The sequence below is a fragment of the Ruegeria sp. HKCCD9138 genome, from assembly GCF_057220975.1.
This window is the reverse complement of sequence record NZ_JBWVAZ010000006.1, coordinates 184,829-202,656: the sequence shown is the minus strand read 5'-3', so window position 1 is coordinate 202,656 and position 17,828 is coordinate 184,829. Positions and strand designations below refer to the sequence as shown.

16 protein-coding genes are annotated in these 17,828 nt (G+C 58.4%); 6 read left to right on the top strand and 10 right to left on the bottom strand.

The window, feature by feature from the left end; genetic code table 11:
• The first annotated feature begins 2 nt into the window (after positions 1–2).
• Positions 3–686, top strand: coding sequence for a GntR family transcriptional regulator (locus AC2TEL_RS12790; protein ID WP_480862431.1), 684 nt, complete (start codon positions 3–5; stop codon positions 684–686).
• Here AC2TEL_RS12790 and AC2TEL_RS12785 read toward each other — a convergent pair.
• Positions 674–1,255, bottom strand: coding sequence for a YceI family protein (locus AC2TEL_RS12785; protein WP_480862429.1), 582 nt, complete (start codon positions 1,253–1,255; stop codon positions 674–676). The genes AC2TEL_RS12790 and AC2TEL_RS12785 overlap by 13 nt on opposite strands.
• Before the next feature lie 18 nt (positions 1,256–1,273).
• Here AC2TEL_RS12785 and AC2TEL_RS12780 point away from each other — a divergent pair, with 18 nt between their 5' ends.
• Both AC2TEL_RS12780 and AC2TEL_RS12775 read left to right on the top strand, forming a co-directional pair.
• Positions 1,274–1,876, top strand: coding sequence for an RNA polymerase sigma factor (locus AC2TEL_RS12780; protein ID WP_480842013.1), 603 nt, complete (start codon positions 1,274–1,276; stop codon positions 1,874–1,876).
• Positions 1,873–2,610 carry a hypothetical protein gene (locus AC2TEL_RS12775; RefSeq protein ID WP_480862427.1) on the top strand — a complete coding sequence of 246 codons (738 nt, stop codon included), beginning with the start codon at positions 1,873–1,875 and terminating at the stop codon, positions 2,608–2,610. The genes AC2TEL_RS12780 and AC2TEL_RS12775 overlap by 4 nt, the downstream gene beginning before the upstream one ends.
• 50 nt (positions 2,611–2,660) lie before the next feature.
• On the opposite strand, the gene AC2TEL_RS12770 is transcribed toward AC2TEL_RS12775, so the two are convergent.
• Positions 2,661–3,551 (bottom strand): LysR family transcriptional regulator, encoded by an 891-nt coding sequence (locus AC2TEL_RS12770; RefSeq protein WP_480862425.1) that lies wholly within the window; start codon positions 3,549–3,551, stop codon positions 2,661–2,663.
• A 108-nt stretch (positions 3,552–3,659) separates the two neighbouring features.
• On the opposite strand from AC2TEL_RS12770, the gene AC2TEL_RS12765 reads away from it, so the two are divergent.
• Positions 3,660–4,661 carry a sterol desaturase family protein gene (locus AC2TEL_RS12765; protein ID WP_480842007.1) on the top strand — a complete coding sequence of 334 codons (1,002 nt, stop codon included), beginning with the start codon at positions 3,660–3,662 and terminating at the stop codon, positions 4,659–4,661.
• 47 nt (positions 4,662–4,708) lie between these two features.
• Here AC2TEL_RS12765 and AC2TEL_RS12760 read toward each other — a convergent pair whose 3' ends face one another.
• Positions 4,709–6,013: a UDP-glucose dehydrogenase family protein gene (locus tag AC2TEL_RS12760; protein WP_480862423.1), complete on the bottom strand. Its 1,305-nt coding sequence runs from the start codon at positions 6,011–6,013 to the stop codon at positions 4,709–4,711.
• Between the two features lie 160 nt (positions 6,014–6,173).
• Here AC2TEL_RS12760 and gmd point away from each other — a divergent pair, with 160 nt between their 5' ends.
• Positions 6,174–7,298: a GDP-mannose 4,6-dehydratase gene (gmd, locus tag AC2TEL_RS12755; protein ID WP_480862421.1), complete on the top strand. Its 1,125-nt coding sequence runs from the start codon at positions 6,174–6,176 to the stop codon at positions 7,296–7,298.
• Between the two features lie 9 nt (positions 7,299–7,307).
• Positions 7,308–8,285, top strand: coding sequence for a GDP-L-fucose synthase (gene fcl, locus AC2TEL_RS12750; RefSeq protein ID WP_480862419.1), 978 nt, complete (start codon positions 7,308–7,310; stop codon positions 8,283–8,285).
• 33 nt (positions 8,286–8,318) lie between these two features.
• Here fcl and AC2TEL_RS12745 read toward each other — a convergent pair whose 3' ends face one another.
• From AC2TEL_RS12745 to AC2TEL_RS12715, 7 genes are all read right to left on the bottom strand, one after another.
• On the bottom strand, positions 8,319–9,395 hold the full coding sequence (locus AC2TEL_RS12745; RefSeq protein WP_480904293.1) for a DUF2793 domain-containing protein: 1,077 nt from the start codon (positions 9,393–9,395) through the stop codon (positions 8,319–8,321).
• A gap of 238 nt (positions 9,396–9,633) precedes the next feature.
• Positions 9,634–11,070, bottom strand: coding sequence for a mannose-1-phosphate guanylyltransferase/mannose-6-phosphate isomerase (locus tag AC2TEL_RS12740; RefSeq protein ID WP_480862415.1), 1,437 nt, complete (start codon positions 11,068–11,070; stop codon positions 9,634–9,636).
• Positions 11,071–11,142: 72 nt separating this feature from the next.
• On the bottom strand, positions 11,143–12,036 hold the full coding sequence (galU, locus tag AC2TEL_RS12735) for a UTP--glucose-1-phosphate uridylyltransferase GalU (protein WP_480841996.1): 894 nt from the start codon (positions 12,034–12,036) through the stop codon (positions 11,143–11,145).
• A 304-nt stretch (positions 12,037–12,340) separates the two neighbouring features.
• Positions 12,341–14,146: an ABC transporter ATP-binding protein gene (locus tag AC2TEL_RS12730; RefSeq protein WP_480904290.1), complete on the bottom strand. Its 1,806-nt coding sequence runs from the start codon at positions 14,144–14,146 to the stop codon at positions 12,341–12,343.
• A gap of 1 nt (position 14,147) precedes the next feature.
• Positions 14,148–15,077, bottom strand: a complete 930-nt coding sequence (locus tag AC2TEL_RS12725; RefSeq protein WP_480841992.1) for an ABC transporter permease subunit — start codon at positions 15,075–15,077, stop codon at positions 14,148–14,150.
• A 10-nt stretch (positions 15,078–15,087) separates the two neighbouring features.
• Positions 15,088–16,011, bottom strand: coding sequence for an oligopeptide ABC transporter permease OppB (gene oppB / locus AC2TEL_RS12720; RefSeq protein WP_480841990.1), 924 nt, complete (start codon positions 16,009–16,011; stop codon positions 15,088–15,090).
• Positions 16,012–16,077: 66 nt separating this feature from the next.
• Positions 16,078–17,706 (bottom strand): peptide ABC transporter substrate-binding protein, encoded by a 1,629-nt coding sequence (locus AC2TEL_RS12715; RefSeq protein ID WP_480862413.1) that lies wholly within the window; start codon positions 17,704–17,706, stop codon positions 16,078–16,080.
• Positions 17,707–17,828 lie beyond the last annotated feature (122 nt).

Here is a 17,828-nt window from a genome sequence, read left to right as displayed (position 1 = left end):
CGATGGCAATGAAACGCGCAATAACACGTCAGAGTCTTCCCGACGTCATAGCCAACGACCTGCGCGACCGCATCCTGAGCGGTGAATTGTCCGAAGGCGAGACCATTCGGCAGGAGGCATTGGCCGAGGAATACGCTGTCTCGCGCATGCCGGTGCGAGAGGCGTTGAAGCAGTTGGACGCCGAAGGGCTGGTGGTGCTGACCAATAATCGCGGTGCCTCGGTGACCGAGCATTCCCTGGCCGAAATTGCCGAAATCTTCGATTTGCGTATCTTGCTTGAGGTCGATCTGTTCCGCCGGGCAATTCCGGTGATGACGGACGGGGACATCGACCGCTGCGCTCGGATTCTGCAGCAGATGGAAGCCTCTTACGATGCCAATGATGTGGGCCAGTGGGGCGCGCTCAACCATCAGTTTCACGCGGCGTTGTATGCGGCGGCCGGGCGCGGGCTGACAAACGACCTGCTTCATCGGGTGGCACTGCAATCCGACCGCTATATCCGCATGCACCTGAGTGTCATGGAGCAGCGCGAGTCGGCCCGCCAGGACCATCGCGAACTGCTGCGTCTGGCGCAGGCCGGTCAGGTCGAGGCGGCCTGCGCGCTGTTGGCGACGCATATCGGGCAGGCGAAAGAACAGTTGCTGACGCTCATGGCCGCCCGACGCGGCACCGATCAGCCGTCCTGACTGAACATCAGGCGTGCGGTGACCGGAACGGTCCGCGTGATGCCCGGCAATTGGGCCAGTTCCATCAGCTTGTCCACGCCCGCCGTGACGCCGGCATCTTCGGCGCTGATAAAGACCATGTCGTTGGTCGAAACCATCACGGATGTGTCCGACAGGCGCAGCACGAACATCCCAGTCGTGAAATCCACATCAGTGCCCGCCAGCATGAGTTTTGCATCTACTTCGAAAGTCTCGCTTTTCCCGACATCGAGTTTCGATACGGCGTCCATGTCGATCGTTGCTGACAACGTGGCCGTGGCGGCCTTGCGGAACACGTGTTCGATCATGCGTTCATTGCGGATGTCGATACTGGTCTCGACCGAAGACAAGTCGATCTGAATCTCGACCCTGCCGTCATCACCCACGTGACCGGACAGATTGGTGAAGGAATTGACCTCTCCGATATCGTCGATCTTGACCGTGCCGTAAGCCAGGTGCGAGGCATCCGAGTCCAGCGTCCAGTTGGCCGCAAAGGCCGGAGCTGCAATAATCGTCGACGCAATCGTGATCGCCTTGAACAGAAGTTTCATTTCATTCCTCCAGAGTCTATGTCAGTCCTGAACCCACGGGCCCGGCTCGTGAAAGACAAACACACACAGGTCACGATTTATTCGATGAGCGGTGAGATGAGTTCCGAACAGGCCGTGCGCGGCGCGATCCAGACGCATTCGAAACGCGTCTGGCGGTTCGGGCTTGCGCTGTCCGGCGTCTCGGACATTGCCGACGATCTGTTGCAAGCCACGTGCCTGCGCGCGCTGGAGCGGCACCATCAGGTGACATCGCATGAGCGGCTGGACAGTTGGCTGATGACCATCTGTCGCTCGATCTGGCTGAACGAACTGCGCGCGCGATCCGTCCGCAAGGCACAGGCCCTGTCGGTGACACCCGAGGCCGAACTGGTCGCGACCGGCCCCGACGCAGAAACGAATATTTTCGCCGCTGAAGTGTTTACCCAAGTGATGCACCTGCCGGAAGCGCAGAGGGAAACGGTGATGCTTGTGTTTGTCGAAGGCTATAGTTACCGCGAAGCTGCCGCGCTGCTGGAGGTTCCTATCGGTACGATCATGAGCCGCCTGTCCAACGCGCGGCAGAAACTGAAATCCGCGATGCAGCACGACGCGACAGGCGCAATTCGGCGGAGTGGCAAATGACGTTTTCCGACGAGACTTTGCGGGCATATCTGGACGGCTCACTGGACGAAGGCCAGAGCCGCGTGATTGAAGCTGCCGTCGAAGGCGACCCCGAGATTGAGGCGCGTCTGATGGCGCTTGATCCGATAGCAGGCGTTGTTCAGGACGTATTCCGGGACATCCCAGCAAAAACGCCCGCAATGGATATGCCCGCGCCGCCGCCTGTCTCATATTCCTCGGGCCCTCTTCGTCTTTTCGCGGTGGCGGCTTCGGTCGCTGTCATTGCCGTGTCCGCAACATTCTGGGCCACGCGCCCGCCCGAACTGGGCTGGGCTGCGCAGGCTGCAATTTATCAGTCGCTCTATGTTCCGGACACGATTGCCGAGCTGGACAATTCGCCCGCTGCACTCGATGCGCAAATTGCGCAGGCCGAAGCTCAGTTAGGCCGGTCCTTGAACCGTGAAGTGTTGGAAAACCTGCCGGGGCTGGATCTGAAACGGGCGCAGGTTCTGTCGTTCAAGGGCAAACCTTTGATCCAGGTTGTCTATGCCGATGAACAGGGGCAGCCGTTTGCGTTCTGTGTCATCCGTCAGGGTCCCGCAGCCGAGAACAAACCGGTCAAACATGCGGTGCTCAGCGGTCTTGCCACGGCGACTTGGGCGCAGGATGGTTATGGCTACATGGTGCTGGGCCATGATGCGCAAACCGACCTGACAGGACAGCTGGATATTCTGACCACAGGCTTTGCCGGGTGATCGGAGCACGGTCATAAAGATTCCTGCGGACGGACCGAAGCGGTGAGCCTCTATCGCCTTTGGATTTCGGCGCTGTAATCCAGCAGCCAGTCGCGAAATATGCGGGCGACAGGGCGCAACGCGGTTCGGGACGGATAGACCAGATGATAGGCCTCTTGTCCCGGGCAGGCGATGTCGGGAAGACAGGGGACAAGCCCGGACATGCGCATGATCCGATCCGACGCCGGTGCACGGGCCAGAGCGATGCCGCCGCCATTCGCTGACAGCTCGGCCGCCATCAGGGAATTGTCGGCAAAGAAATAGCGGGCCTGAGCGGTCGGCAACCGAAGCGTCTCGAACAGGTGCAGCCAACTTGCACGGTGGGTCGAAACCTCAATCAGAGTGAACCGCAGCAGGTCTTGCGGCCCGGTGATCTGAGCCGCGACTTCTGGTGGCGCGACAGGATACAAATGCTCGCGCAGTAACTCGTCGTGTTCCGTACCGAACAATGCCGGATTTCCAAAGACGATCTGCAAATCGGTGAATCGGTTGGCAAAATCCGAAATCAGATTGCCGGTCGATAACGACAGATTGATCTGAGGTTGGGCGACCTGAAACTCGGGCAGCCCCCGCGCCAGAACGCCGTGCGCAAACAGCAGAACAGATTGCACAAACAACCGCTGTTCCCGCGTTTCCCCGAACAATCCGGTGGTGGCGGTTTCCAGCATCAGCAGCGATTGCTGCACGGATGGAAGATAGGCACGACCGGCTTCCGTCAGTGTCACCGCATGGGCATGTCGGTGAAACAGCGGCGTGCCCAGACGCGTTTCCAGCGCCTTGACCTGTTGGCTGACGGCTGCGGCGGACATGTTCAGCTGCACCGCTGCCCGTGCGAAACTTTCGGTGCGGGCCGCTGCCTCGAACACGCGCAACCAGTTGAGAGAGGGGATACGGGTTGTCATGAAGCGAGGCTAAGCAAAACTTGGCCTGACCTGCAAGACATAGCGTTCTGGGGTGTGCGCGAATGCAAGTACAGTTTCCGACAGCGAACAGAACTGATGAGTTAAGCCATGACTGAACCGGCCTTGCCCCCGCGCCCCAAACGTAAGGTTTGGAACTACACGCCACAGTTGCCGATCCAGACCTCTCCATACTGGGATTGGCCGATGAAGCCTCTGGCCGCGTTGAAATACCTGCTGCAAAGCTGGAACCCGCTGGCGCTGCGTGCGTTTCTTTTGGTGTTTGCCATCATTACATGGACTTACCTGACGCCATCTCTGGCGCGGATCGAGACGTTCAGCTGGGATTGGGTGGCCGAGATCTGGTTTCGCAATTTCTGCATTCTGATGGTCGTTGCAGGCGGTCTGCACCTGGCCTTGTGGAAGTTCCGCACACAGGCAGACGAATACCGGTACGATATGCGCCCGATGATGAAAGGCGCCAAGGTTTTCACCTTCAAGAACCAGGTCTGGGACAACATGTTGTGGACCCTCGGTCCGGCGCTGACCTTCTGGACGTTCTGGGAGTGTTTCATCCTGTATTCTTATGCCAATGGCTGGGTCACGATGATCACATTCGACAGCAACCCGGTCTGGTTTGTAACGATGGTAATTTTCATCCCGATCTGGGCGGGCTTCCATTTCTACTGGCTGCATCGGCTGCTGCATGTCGGGCCTTTTTACACCAGGGTTCACGCCTGGCATCACCGCAACATCAACACCGGCCCGTGGTCCGGGCTGGCGATGCATCCGGTCGAGAGCTTCTTTCTGATGTTCGACACGATGATTTTCTTCCTGCTGCCATCGCATCCGGTCCACGCCATCTTCCTGCTGTTCCACCACGGGATCGGCGCTCCGACCTCGCATGCCGGGTTCGAGCATGTGAAGTTCGGGAACAAGGCCAAGTTCCAGGTCGGAGACTTCTTTCACCAGCTGCATCACAAATTCTTCGATTGCAATTATGGCACCTGGGAAACGCCCTGGGATGAGTGGTTCAACACGTTCCACGACGGGACTGACGAAGGGAATGAAATGGTCAAGGAACGTCGGCGCAAGATCTGGACAGCCGAGTAATCCAACAAAAAAGCCTCAGGCGCCGTGCCTTGCGTGGTCCGGCGTGGTCAGCGCCCGACAGCGACATAGGCGGCAAAGCCGGATTTCAACACCTGGGTTTCAGAATAGATGTTGCGCAGATCGACCATGCGGGCGGTTTGCATAGTTTCGGCCAGTTCGGTCAGGTTCAGCGCTCGGAATTCGTTCCACTCGGTCAGCAGTACGACGGCATCTGCATCCCTTGCTGCCGCATAAGGATCTTCGACCCAGTCCACACCGGGCAGCAGCGCCTCGCCTTCGGCCCGGCCCTGCGGGTCGACGACCCGAACCTTGGCGCCACCGCCGATCAGGGCGGGAACGATGGTCAGTGACGGTGCATCGCGCATATCGTCGGTATTGGGTTTGAACGTGACCCCCAGAACCGCGATGGTCTTGCCATTGAAACTGTCGTCGCAAGCTTCGCGGATTTTCTCGATCATCCGCTTTTTGACCTCGTCATTCACCCGAATGACTGTCTCGGTGATCTGCATCGGATAGGCGTGCTCCTGCCCGATCCGGGCCAACGCGGCGGTATCCTTGGGAAAGCACGACCCGCCATATCCGGGGCCTGCATGCAGGAACTTGTTGCCGATGCGGCCGTCCAGACCGATGCCACGCGACACTTCCTTGACATCCGCGCCGACCCGTTCGCACAGGCCGGCAATTTCGTTGATGAAGGTGATCTTGGTCGCCAAAAAGGCATTGGCGGCGTATTTGATCATCTCGGCGCTTTCCAGGTCCGTGGTCAGGATCGGAAAGTCGCGCAGATAGAGGGGCCGATAAATTTCGTTCATAACTTCGGCGGCATGATCGGATTCAACGCCCACGACCACCCGGTCGGGACGCATGAAATCGTCGATGGCTGCGCCTTCACGCAGGAATTCGGGGTTCGAAGCAACGTCAAACTCGGCCTGCGGGTTTGTTTGCGAGACCACCTTATGGACCATGCGATTTGTCCCGACCGGTACGGTCGATTTGGTGACAATCACTGTATAGCCTTTGACGGCCTGCGCGATTTCCTTGGCCGCGGCAGTGACATAGGTCAGATCCGCATGGCCGTCACCGCGGCGGGTCGGTGTACCGACGGCGATGAATACGGCATCAGCGCTGCCCACAGCGGCGGCCAGATCGGTCGTGAAACTCAGCCGGCCAGCGGTCACGTTTTTGGCCATCAGGACATCCAGACCGGGTTCGTAAATCGGAACCTTGCCGGCCTGTAGCATCTCGATCTTGTTGGCGGCCTTGTCGACGCAGACCACATCATGGCCGAAATCCGAAAAACACACACCCGACACGAGCCCCACATATCCGGTGCCAATCATCGCAATGCGCATCACTCAAATTCCCTTTTCGTCGAAACCGCCTTTAAGCACCGCACAGTCCAAGAAACCGTGAACGGATTCAATCCCTGATCTGGCCTTGGGTTGCTTTCCTCGGCTTCTTACTGTCTTTGGAACAGAAGAAAAGCGTTATGGAACAGGGCGGGGCGTAATCATGGCCAAGACTGCGTTGATTACAGGCATTACAGGTCAGGACGGGTCATACCTGGCCGAGCTGCTGCTGAGCAAAGGCTACGATGTCCATGGTATCAAGCGACGCGCGTCTTCGTTCAACACGCAGCGGATAGACCATATCTATCAGGACCCGCACGAACCCGATCCCAAACTGCGTCTGCACTACGGCGATCTGAGCGACACGTCGAACCTGACCCGCATCATTCAGCAGGTTCAACCGGACGAAGTATATAATCTGGGCGCCCAGTCTCATGTCGCAGTCAGTTTCGAAGCGCCGGAATATACGGCAGACGTCGATGCGTTGGGCACGCTTCGCTTGCTTGAAGCGATCCGGTTTCTTGGGTTGGAGGAGAAGACGCGGTTCTATCAGGCTTCGACGTCTGAATTGTACGGTCTTGTGCAGGAGAAGCCGCAGCGCGAGACAACGCCGTTTCACCCGCGCTCACCTTATGCCGTGGCCAAGCTTTATTCTTATTGGATAACCGTGAACTACCGAGAGGCATATGGGATGTATGCCTGCAACGGCATTCTGTTCAATCACGAAAGCCCGCGCCGTGGCGAGACGTTTGTGACCCGAAAGATCACCCGGGGTTTGGCCAATATCGCGCAAGGCCTCGAAGATTGCCTTTACATGGGCAATATCGACAGCCTGCGTGATTGGGGCCATGCCAGGGACTATGTGCAGATGCAGTGGCTGATGCTGCAGCAGGACACGCCCGAAGACTTTGTGATCGCAACCGGCAAGCAGTATTCGGTACGTCAGTTTATCGAGTGGTCTGCCACCGAGCTGGGTATTGTTTTGCAGTTTTCCGGCGAAGGGGTGGACGAGATCGCGACCGTTTCAGCGATTGAGGGCGAAAACGCGCCCGCCCTGAAACCGGGCGATGTGATCATGCGCATCGATCCCCAATACTTCCGCCCGGCCGAGGTCGACAGCTTGCAGGGCGATGCCTCCAAGGCGAAACAGAAACTCGGTTGGGAGCCAGAGCTTTCCGTTCAGGAGATGTGCGCCGAGATGGTTGCCGAAGATCTGACCACCGCCAAGAGGCACGCATTGTTGAAACGGCATGGCTACGAATTGCCCGTCACTTTGGAAAACGGCTGAGGGGGCGTGATGCGCAGGATCTACGTCGCAGGACATCGGGGAATGGTGGGCAGCGCCATTCTGCGCCTGCTTCGGGACCGGCAGGCCGGGGGTGAGGCCATTGACCTGATCACGCGCACTCACGACGAGCTGGATCTGACCGATCAATCCGCTGTGCGTGCCTTCATGCAGGCCGAACGCCCCGATGTCGTGATCCTGGCAGCGGCCAAGGTCGGAGGCATTCATGCCAACAACAGTTATCCCGCGGCCTTCATCTATGAAAACCTGATGATGGAATGCAACGTGATCCATCAGGCTTTTGAAGCTGGGGTTCAGTCTTTGTTGCAACTGGGAAGCTCGTGTATCTATCCGCGCGATGCGGCCCAACCCATACGTGAAGATGCGCTGCTGACCGGAGTGCTGGAACCCACGAATGAACCCTACGCGGTGGCCAAGATCGCAGGGATCAAACTTTGCGAAAGCTACAACCGGCAATACGGGGTAGATTATCGCTCGGTCATGCCGACCAATCTGTACGGTCCCGGAGATAACTTTCACCCGGAAAACAGCCATGTCCTGCCCGCCCTGATCCGCCGCTTTCACGAGGCGCGGCGCGACGGGCTGGACGAGGTGGTGATCTGGGGCTCCGGCACGCCGCGCCGCGAGTTTCTGCATGTGAACGACATGGCCGACGCAGCGCTGTTTGTTCTGGATCTGCCAAGGGATGTTTACGAGGCCAATACCGAACCGATGCTGAGCCACATCAATATCGGATGTGGTGAGGATATCTCGATCGCTGAACTGGCTGCCTTGATTGCCAGGATAACCGGTTTCAAGGGGCGTATTACGCAGGATGCCAGCAGGCCAGATGGAACACCACGAAAGCTCATGGACGTTTCGCGGCTGCGCGATATGGGCTGGCAGGCCCGTATCCGGCTTGAGGATGGGCTACGTGAAACCTATGACTGGTTCTTGAAACAGGCTGAGACGGATCTGCGCAGCAAATAGCCGCCCGAACATATGCCCAGGCGGCGCATGACGTCAGAACCAGCGACCAATTGCAACAACCGTCGGGGCCACAGTCGTGGTATCCGAGGTTGCCGACAGAACCTGACAGGTCACGTCCGTGGTTGATGGGGTTTCAAAGCTTAGGAAACGTGCGATTTTTCCGCCACTGCCGCACAGGACAGGCGTGCTGCCTGCAGCGAAGCTGGCCGGGAAGTTCCACACCACCGAGCTGCTCGCAAACAGAGCGCCCGTGACAGATGTGCATCCGACCGCGTTCAGCGAGGCCGAACAAATCTGCGTGCCATCGGCAAATCGAACATAATCTCCGTCAGCGGTGCTGCCCCGTTCGATCACTGCGCCAGTGGGTGTTCCGTTGCTTTCCGAGACCGCTCCCAACAGGTTGCCCGGCCCATACCCGTAATCTGCACGCATGAGGCGGCCTGCTGTGGTGTCATCCGCGCTGGCCTGAACGGCCGCTCCGCCGGCAGCGCCAGTTGTGGGATCAAAGCTCAACGCTTCGGTCCAGGTGCCTCCGTCCGCCGAGACCTTGATGGAAAAACCGGTGTTGCCGGCCAGACCCATTTCCGCGTGGCCGGTCCAGTTCGATTGAAACAGAAGTGAGGCTGTATCGCTGTCGCCAGCCTTATTGATCTTCAGTTGATGACCGGCGCCGTCATGGCTCAGTAACGTGGCCGGTGACCGCACGGACAGGCGATTGGTGCCGTCGGAACCGGTAGCGATGCCCAGACCATCCAGGTTCTGGGTTGCCATCGGTGGGTCGATCCAGCCCGTGCCATCCCAGACTTTGAGTTGACCGTTCGCCTGATCCCACGCACGCCAGCCGGGTTCGGGCGAAACGAAATGCCATGCGTTGTCCAGCCATGCGGCCAGTTTTCCCGGTTGCCCGCTCCAGTCACCCGCTGGATTGGACCCCAGCGCATGTACCTCTCCCTGAGCGGGGACAGCGGGCGGGGTTGTTGCGTTCGTCGTTGCAACAGTCAGTTGCACCACCAAATCCAGGTGGCGCAGCGCTTCGTTATGGGTGACGTGTTTCTGAGCCTGCGCCGGTTGCAGATAGGGCAGGTTCAATCGGGGTGAGCTTTGCGACATGGGCGTCCTCCTGAGACCGTCGGTCCGACAATGATTGCGCGCCAAACTGCCGTGGCAGGACTGAATCTCCTGTGACCAGGACGAACGCCCCGGAAAGGTATTGTTAATCGATAAGTGCAAAAACGGAAACAATGCCAGCGAAGGCACCAAAATTGTTTCCTTGTTTGCCGCAAGAAGGATGGCTGAACCGTCAATCACTCGACGGTGCAGGTGTCACCAGTGGCCCGTACCGCGCGCCCTAATCCCGGGCGTAGATGTCTTCGTATCGGACGATGTCATCCTCACCCAGATAGGTTCCGGTCTGCACTTCGATCAGCACCATCGGAACTTTGCCGGGATTCTCCATCCGGTGAACTTCGCCCAAGGGAATATAAACCGACTCATTTTCCGAAACGAGGCGCTCTTCTTCGCCGATCGTGACCTTCGCTGTGCCTTCGACCACAATCCAATGCTCGGACCGGTGATGATGCGATTGCAGGCTCAGCGCCGCGCCCGGATGGACGTGAATGCGTTTGACCTGAAACCGCTCTCCGACCACAAGGCTTTCGAACCAGCCCCACGGGCGGTGATCGACGGGCAATTCTTCGGCCTGTTTCGCGCCTTTTTCCTTGAGCGCCGCAACCGCCAGTTTGACGTCCTGCGCTTTGTCCATGCTGGCAACCAGAACAGCGTCAGGCATGGCCACGGTGATCACGTTCTCCAGCCCCATCGCAACTACCTCTTGCGATGACGCTTCTGAACGCACCAGCACATTGCGGCAATCAATTGCCGTGACTTCGCCAGTGGTGGCAACCCCGTTAGCGTCAGGGTTACTCAGCTCCTGTACAGCGGACCAGCTGCCGACATCCGACCAACCCGCGGCATAAGGCACCACGCTGAGATTGCTGGACTTTTCCATTACCGCATAGTCGATCGAGATATCCTGAACTTCAGCCCAGGCTTCGGCATCAAGTCGCAGGAATCCAAGGTCCACCTTGGCTTTTTGGACAGCCGACTGAACCGGTTCCATCAGGTCCGGTGCGTGCTGTTGATAGGCAGCAATGATGTCTTTGACGCCAAACAGGAATATGCCTGAGTTCCACAAATATGTGCCTTCGTCCACCATGGCCTGGGCGCTATTCAGATCCGGCTTCTCAACAAACCGGTCCAGAGGCACCGTGCCATTGGTCGCATCCGGCGCGTGGCGGAGCTTCAGGTAGCCATATCCCGTTTCCGGTCGGTCTGGCGTGATGCCGAAAGTCACCAGATCGCCGCGTTCTTCGATGGCCTTGGTGCCTTGAACGACGGCCGCGTGAAATGCGGCCTTGTCCGGAACGACATGATCGGACGGGGCCACCAGCATTACCGCGTCAGGATCAGACTTTGCCAAATATAGAGCGGCCGCAAGCACTGCAGGAGCCGTGTTGCGTCCCCCGGGTTCGATGAGCACCGGGCCGGGATCGATTCCAACGGCTGCCAATTGTTCCGGCACCACAAAACGAAAGGCTTCATTTGTGAGGATCAGCGGCTTTGCATAGCGCGCCTCTGCCGGTCCGCGCAGCCTTTCAGCACAATCCTGAAGCAGACTGGTGTCGCCGATCAGCGGAACGAATTGTTTGGGATAGCTTTTGCGCGAAAGCGGCCAGAGACGCGTGCCGGAGCCACCGCACAAAATGACGGGATGGATATTTTTCATGGTGTGCCCGCCTTCCGACAGCATTGACACTCAGGCTTCGCAAGCGTTTCCGGTTCCGTGCACGGCATTTCGTTACTGTGCAGCCCGGTTCGCAACAATGAGGTCGTGCAGGTATCGGTTCAGATCATCGCGCAGATCATCTCGGGCCAGTGCGAAGGCAACCGTGGCCTGCAGGAACCCTGACTTTGATCCACAGTCAAATCGCTGACCGTCGAACTTATAGCCGAATACCGGGACACCGTTCCCGATGTCTTCGGCAATTGCGTCTGTCAGTTGGATTTCGCCGCCGCTGCCTTTCTTTTTCTGGTTCAGATTGTACAGAACCGACGGGCCAAGAATGTAGCGGCCAATCACCGCAAGATTGGACGGAGCCTCTTCGGGATTCGGTTTTTCCACCATACCCTTTGCGCGGGTCACGGTGCCAACCCCGCCATTCACGTCCAGAATACCATATGAGCTTGTCTTCTCGTTCGGAACTTCCATGGCGGCGACCATATTGCCACCGGTTTCCTCATAGGCTTCGATCATTTGCTGAAGGCAGGGCTTGTCACCTGCGATTACGTCATCGGGCAGCATGACGGCAAAGGGTTCGTCACCGATCAATCTGCGCGCGCACCAGACAGCGTGTCCCAGACCCAGGGCTTTGTGCTGACGAATGTAAGCGATGGCGCCACTTTCCATGTTGGTGGCACTCAGTGTCTCCAGCAGCTTGTCCTTGCCCTTGGCTTTCAGTTCCTGTTCCAACACCAGATTGTGGTCGAAGTAATCCTCGAGCGCGGACTTGCCGCGGGACGTGACAAAGATGAACTCCTTGATGCCGGCGGCACGGGCCTCGTCAATGGCGTATTGAACCAGCGGGCGGTCAACCAACGTCATTATTTCCTTGGGAACAGACTTCGTTGCCGGCAAGAAACGCGTACCCAGCCCCGCTACGGGGAAAATCGCCTTGGTAACCTTGCGTGTCATGTGACCTCTCAAACTCAATCTACTGTTTTCAATCCGTAGCGCATTCAGAAATGCTCTTAGGCTGCGAAGCCGGGATTATCAATGTGGTGCGGCATGACCGACGCTCGCAAGTTAAAATGTGCCATTGAGGACTGGGTAGAGTCAAAACTTTGCGGGCGGGATATCGCCGGTCGGGCACCGTACCAGCCGCATATTGGCGAGGTCACGCGGCCTAGGTAAGACATAAACCTGCTGTTCACGAAAATGTTGGACACTTGGATTGGGCAAGCCCCCAAAGCCGTTTGGCCGGCTTTGGGGGACACGGTCAGGCGGTGCCCATGATGGCTTCAAGCGGATCGTGTTCGGCTACGAAATGGTCCGGAGCAACCTCGCTCAACTTCGGAACGTAACTCGTCTGACCAGCCGCTAAACGACTGGGCAAAAACCGAAGTGCCGCCTTGGGATCCATCGGAGAGGGCAATTCACCAGGCAGTTTCAGGCGGGTGCGGGTGCGCTCTACGTCCGGGTCCGGAATCGGCACGGCCGAGATCAGCGATTTGGTGTAGGGATGAATGGGTTCGGAACAGATCACCTCACCATCTCCCAGCTCGACAATGCGGCCCAGATACAGAACCATGATCCGGTTCGACACTGCCCGTACGACCGACAGGTCGTGGCTGATGAAGATCATCGACAAGCCGAATTCTTGTTGCAATTCTCGCAACAATTCCACGATCTGAGCCTGAATGGACACGTCCAGAGCGGAAACCGCTTCGTCACAAATGATCAGTTTGGGCTTGTTGATCATTGCGCGCGCGATTCCCACTCGCTGGTTTTGCCCGCCCGACAGCTCGTGCGGGTAGCGGTTGATCATGTTGGCCTTGAGCCCGACCCTCTCCATCATTTCCGCGACCATGTCCTTGCGTTCGCGTTCGGTCAGGTCGGGGCGGTATGTTTTCAACGGTTCCGCAATCGAGGCCGAGATCGTCATGCGCGGATCGAGACTGGCCAGCGGGTCCTGGAACACGATCTGCAGGTCCTTGCGGTACTTGTTCAGTTCCGCTCGCCTGAGACCGACAATCGGATGGCCCAGCCAGCTGACATTGCCCGCGCTGGGTTCGATCAATTGCAGAACGGCCCGCGCCAGCGTGGACTTGCCACAGCCGGATTCACCGACCACACCCAGCGTCTCGCCCTTGCGGATGTCGAAGCTGACACCGTCCACGGCCTTCAGTGGCACCTTGTGACCGAACAGGCCGCCCGGAACGTGGATCGGAAAATGAACCTTGACGTCATCGACGGTCAGCAGCGGTTCATCCACCTTGCCCAGTGCCTTGGGTGCGTCGCCGGCATCGATACGTGGCATCGCTTCCAGCAAGGTGCGGGTGTATTCGTGCTGCGGTGCACGGAAGATTTCGCGGGTATCCCCCGCCTCCACGAACTGCCCGAGGCGCATGACCTGAATGCGGTCGCACATCCGCGCGACAACACCCATGTCGTGCGTGATCAGGGCAATCGCCGTACCTTCGTCCTTTTGCAGACGCACCATCAGGTCCAGAATGTCGGCCTGTACGGTCACATCCAACGCCGTTGTCGGTTCGTCCGCGATCAGCAGCTTAGGGTTGCACAGCATCGACATGGCAATCATGACCCGTTGGCGCATACCGCCGGACAGCTCATGCGGGTACTGATCCAGACGGCGTTTGGCCTCGGGGATGCGCACCCGGTCCAGCCATTCCAGACAGCGTGCGCGGGCGGCAGAGCCCGTCAGACCCTCATGCACCTGCAACACTTCACGCATCTGTTGACCGATCCGCAGATGCGGTGTCAGGGCGGTCAGCGGATCCTGAAAGATCATGCCCACGTCATCGCCGCGGATCTGGTTCAACTTGTTCACAGGCAGGTTCAGGATTTCCTGTCCGTTCAACATGGCCGATCCGGTGGCGCGCCCGGCCGGCGGCAACAGCCCCATCGCCGCCATGAAGGTCTGGCTTTTGCCCGAACCGCTTTCACCGACAATGCCCAGACATTCGCCCGGATTGATGTCGAAACTGATGCCTTTGACGGCCTCGACCACGCCATCAGGAGTATCGAACCGGACGCTCAGGTCCTTTACGGAAAACAGACTCATATCAGCGATCCTTCGGGTCCAGAGCGTCGCGCAACCCATCGCCGATGAAGAACATGGTGATGATGATGGCGACGTAGAATGTCAGGGGATACATTAGCTGCCACAGGGTGCCATAGCTCATGGTCCCAGCCCCTTCGGCAATCAGACGGCCCAGCGAGGTGTAGGGTTCCGAAATACCCAGGCCCAGGAATGAGATGAAGCTTTCGGTCAGGATCATTTCGGGCACCAGCAGAGATGCGTAGACAATCACCACGCCCAGAAGGTTGGGCAGGATGTGGCGATACATGATGGTGAACTCGCTGACACCCGCAGCGCGCGCGGCCTCGATGAACTCGCGGTTCTTCAGGGTCAGGGTTTGCCCCCTCACGATCCGCGCCATGGTCAGCCAGCCAACTGCGCCGAGGGCGATGAACAGCATGAAGAAGGACCGACCCGCCACGACCAGCAACAGGATGATGACCAATGTTGCCGGGATCGCCAGAAGGATGTCGACAAAGCGCATCATGACGCTGTCGGTGCGACCGCCGATATAACCCGCTGCGATGCCATAGCAGGTGCCGACAATCAGCGCCGTCGCGGCACCGATCAGACCAACCAGCAGTGACGTGGTCGTGGCCTGAATGACACGGCTGTAGAGGTCGCGCCCCAGATCGTCGACACCGAAATAGTGGCCGGTCTCGACCGATGGCATGCCCATGCCGCGCACGTCACCCATGACATTCCAGTCGATCTCTTCGTTGTTCCAGACAGCGAAATAAGGTCCGATGATCGTGAACAGCACGATGAGACCCAGAATGAAGACGCTGGCCATTGCGGCCTTGTTGCGGACAAAACGCATCCGTGCGTCCTGCCACAGCGATCGCCCCTGAATGACCGTGTAATCAGTGATCTCTTCGGCCAGATGGGCGGCTTTTTGTGATTTTCCTAGCATTGCCTGCCCCTCAGTAGCGGATTTTCGGATCGAACCAGGCATAGGCCAGGTCGGTCAGCAGGTTCACGATGACGGTCAGCGCGCCATAAAGGATCGTGACCCCCAGCAGCACGGCATAGTCGCGCGACAGGGCAGATCCCACATAGGCCTGTCCCAGACCGCCGGTCGAAAAGTAGATGTCGACAAAGACCGAACCGGTCAGAACGTAGACAAAGACCGGTCCCAGATAGGATACGACCGGCAGCAGCGTGGGCTTCAGTGCGTGACGCCAGATCACGGTTCTGGTCGGCAGTCCCTTGGCGCGTGCGGTGCGGATGAAGTTCGAGTTCAGAACTTCCAGCATAGACGACCGGGTGATCCGTGCGATCGACCCCATGTAGGAAGTTGCAAGCGCGATGACCGGCATGATCAGGTATTGCCACTGACCGCCGTTCCAGCCGCCGCCCGGCAGCCATCCCAGCCACAGGGTGAATGTCAGGATCAGGATCGGGCCCATGATGAAGTTCGGCAGCGCCTGCGCCGCAATGCCCAAACCAACAGCGAAATAGTCGATCCAGCTGTTGTGCTTGATTGCCGCAGCGATGCCGAGGCTGACGCCAACCGCCGTCGCCACCAGAAACGACAACGAGCCGTAGGTCAGCGAGATCGGAAAGCCCTGCGCGATGATGTCGTTCACGTCCCGGTCCTTGAACTTGAAGGATGGGCCGAAATCGAAATGCACGACGATGTTGTACAGGTAATCCCAAAGCTGCTTCCACAACGGCTGGTCCAGCCCGTACCGCGCCTCGATATTGGCCAGAACCTGCGGTGGCAAAGGCCGTTCCGAGGTGAAGGGCCCACCGGGCGCAAAGTGCATCAGAAAGAAACAGGCGACGATCAGCAACAGGATCGTCGGAATGGCAACCAGCAGTCGCCGCAAACTATAGGCAAGCATTCCATGCCCCCATGTTTTTTGGCCCTGCCCCGAACTGTTTCGGGACAGGGCGCGGTCCAAAGACGATTACTCGGCGATCTTGTAGAGGTTCTTCGAGTACCAGTTCTGCTCGACGTTGTTCACCGGCCAGTTCCCGACGTCGCTGTCCATCATGTAGACACCGGCATAGTGATAGATCGGGATCACTGGGGTTTCCTGCGCAATGATACGCTCAACCTCAGTGTAAAGGGGTGCCGGATCGTCCGAGGTTTTGGCCTCGGCCAGCAGCTCGTCTACGCGCGCGTTGTTGTACTTGCCGTCGTTATAGCCGGAATCCGACTGCAACAGGTCCAGGAAGGTGGATGCTTCGTTGTAGTCTCCACACCACGCACCGCGGGCCAGATCGAAGTTCTGGTTGCCGCGCTCTTCCAGGAACACCTTCCATTCCATGTTGGCCAGCTCGGCCTGAACACCCAGCTTCTGTTTCCACATCTGGCTCAGCGCCACGGCCACCTTCTTGTGGTTTTCCGAGGTGTTGTAGACCATTTCGAAGCTTAGCGGATTGTCAGGACCATAGCCTGCCTCGGCCAGCAGCTCCTTGGCCAGCTCATCGCGCTCGGCCTGAGTCATCGACGCCATTTCAACTGCCGGCACGGTGAAGCCCGCGGTTGCTTCGGGTGCAAATGTATAGGCTTGGGGTTCACCGCCGGCCATTACTTTTTCAGTGATGATTTCGCGGTCGACGGCAAGCGACAGGGCCTGACGGACATTGGGGTCCTTGAAGGCTTCGGGGCCACCTTCCGAAAGGTTGAACGTGTAATAATAGTTACACAGGCGCGGGAAGCTGATGGCCTCTTCCGGGTGCTCTTCCTTCAGGCGCGGGTATTGACCGGCAGGGATTTCGGTGCGGTCCAGTTCACCGGCCAGGTAGCGTGTCAGGGCAACGTTTTCGTCGTTGATCACCAGTGCCACGACCTTGTCGATGATGGTGTTGTCGTTGTCCCAGTACATCTCGTTACGCTCACGCACGGAACGTTCCTGCGGCAGGTGTTCGGTCAGGACATAGGCGCCATTCGAGATGATGTTTTCAGGCTTGGTCCAGGTATCGCCAAACTCTTCGACCACTTTCTGCGGGGCAGGGAAGGTGGTCGAATGCGTGGTCATCTGCGGGAAATACGGCAACGGCGCGCTCAGGCGAACTTCGAGAGTCTTGTCGTCGATGGCTTTGACGCCCAATTCGTCAACCGGCTTTTCGCCCGCGATGATGTCGGCGGCGTTTTCGATCGACATCAGCTCCATGTACCACGCGTAAGGCGAGGACAGTTCGGGATCGACAGCGCGTTTCCAGGCGTAAACGAAATCACCTGCGGTTACCGGGTCGCCATTCGACCACTTTGCATCGTCGCGCAGGGTAAAGGTGTAGACGTCCTTGGTGTCGTTGACGAAAAACTCGGTGGCCACACCCGGCACCAGATTGCCGTCTTCGTCCTGGTTCATCAGGCCTTCAAACAGGTCGCGGACGATTTCCGCACCCGAAACATCCTCGACCACCTGCGGGTCGACCGAGCTGTGCTCGTCCAGAATGCGATAGGTAAAGGTCTGGTCATCCGCCAGCGGCTCGCCGGTTTCGGGATGGGTGCCGGCCGCCAGCGCAGCACCGGTGATCATGGTCGTGGACAATAGCCCCGCCAGTGAGGTTCGGATAATTCTGTTCATTCGTGTTACTCCCATTTTTTTGGCGTCGGGTACTCGCATCTTCGGGATGCGGGGCGGCCCTGATCCGTTGTATTTCCGGTATCCAATAGGGTTTTGCTTTGATCCAGATCGTGCAGGAACGC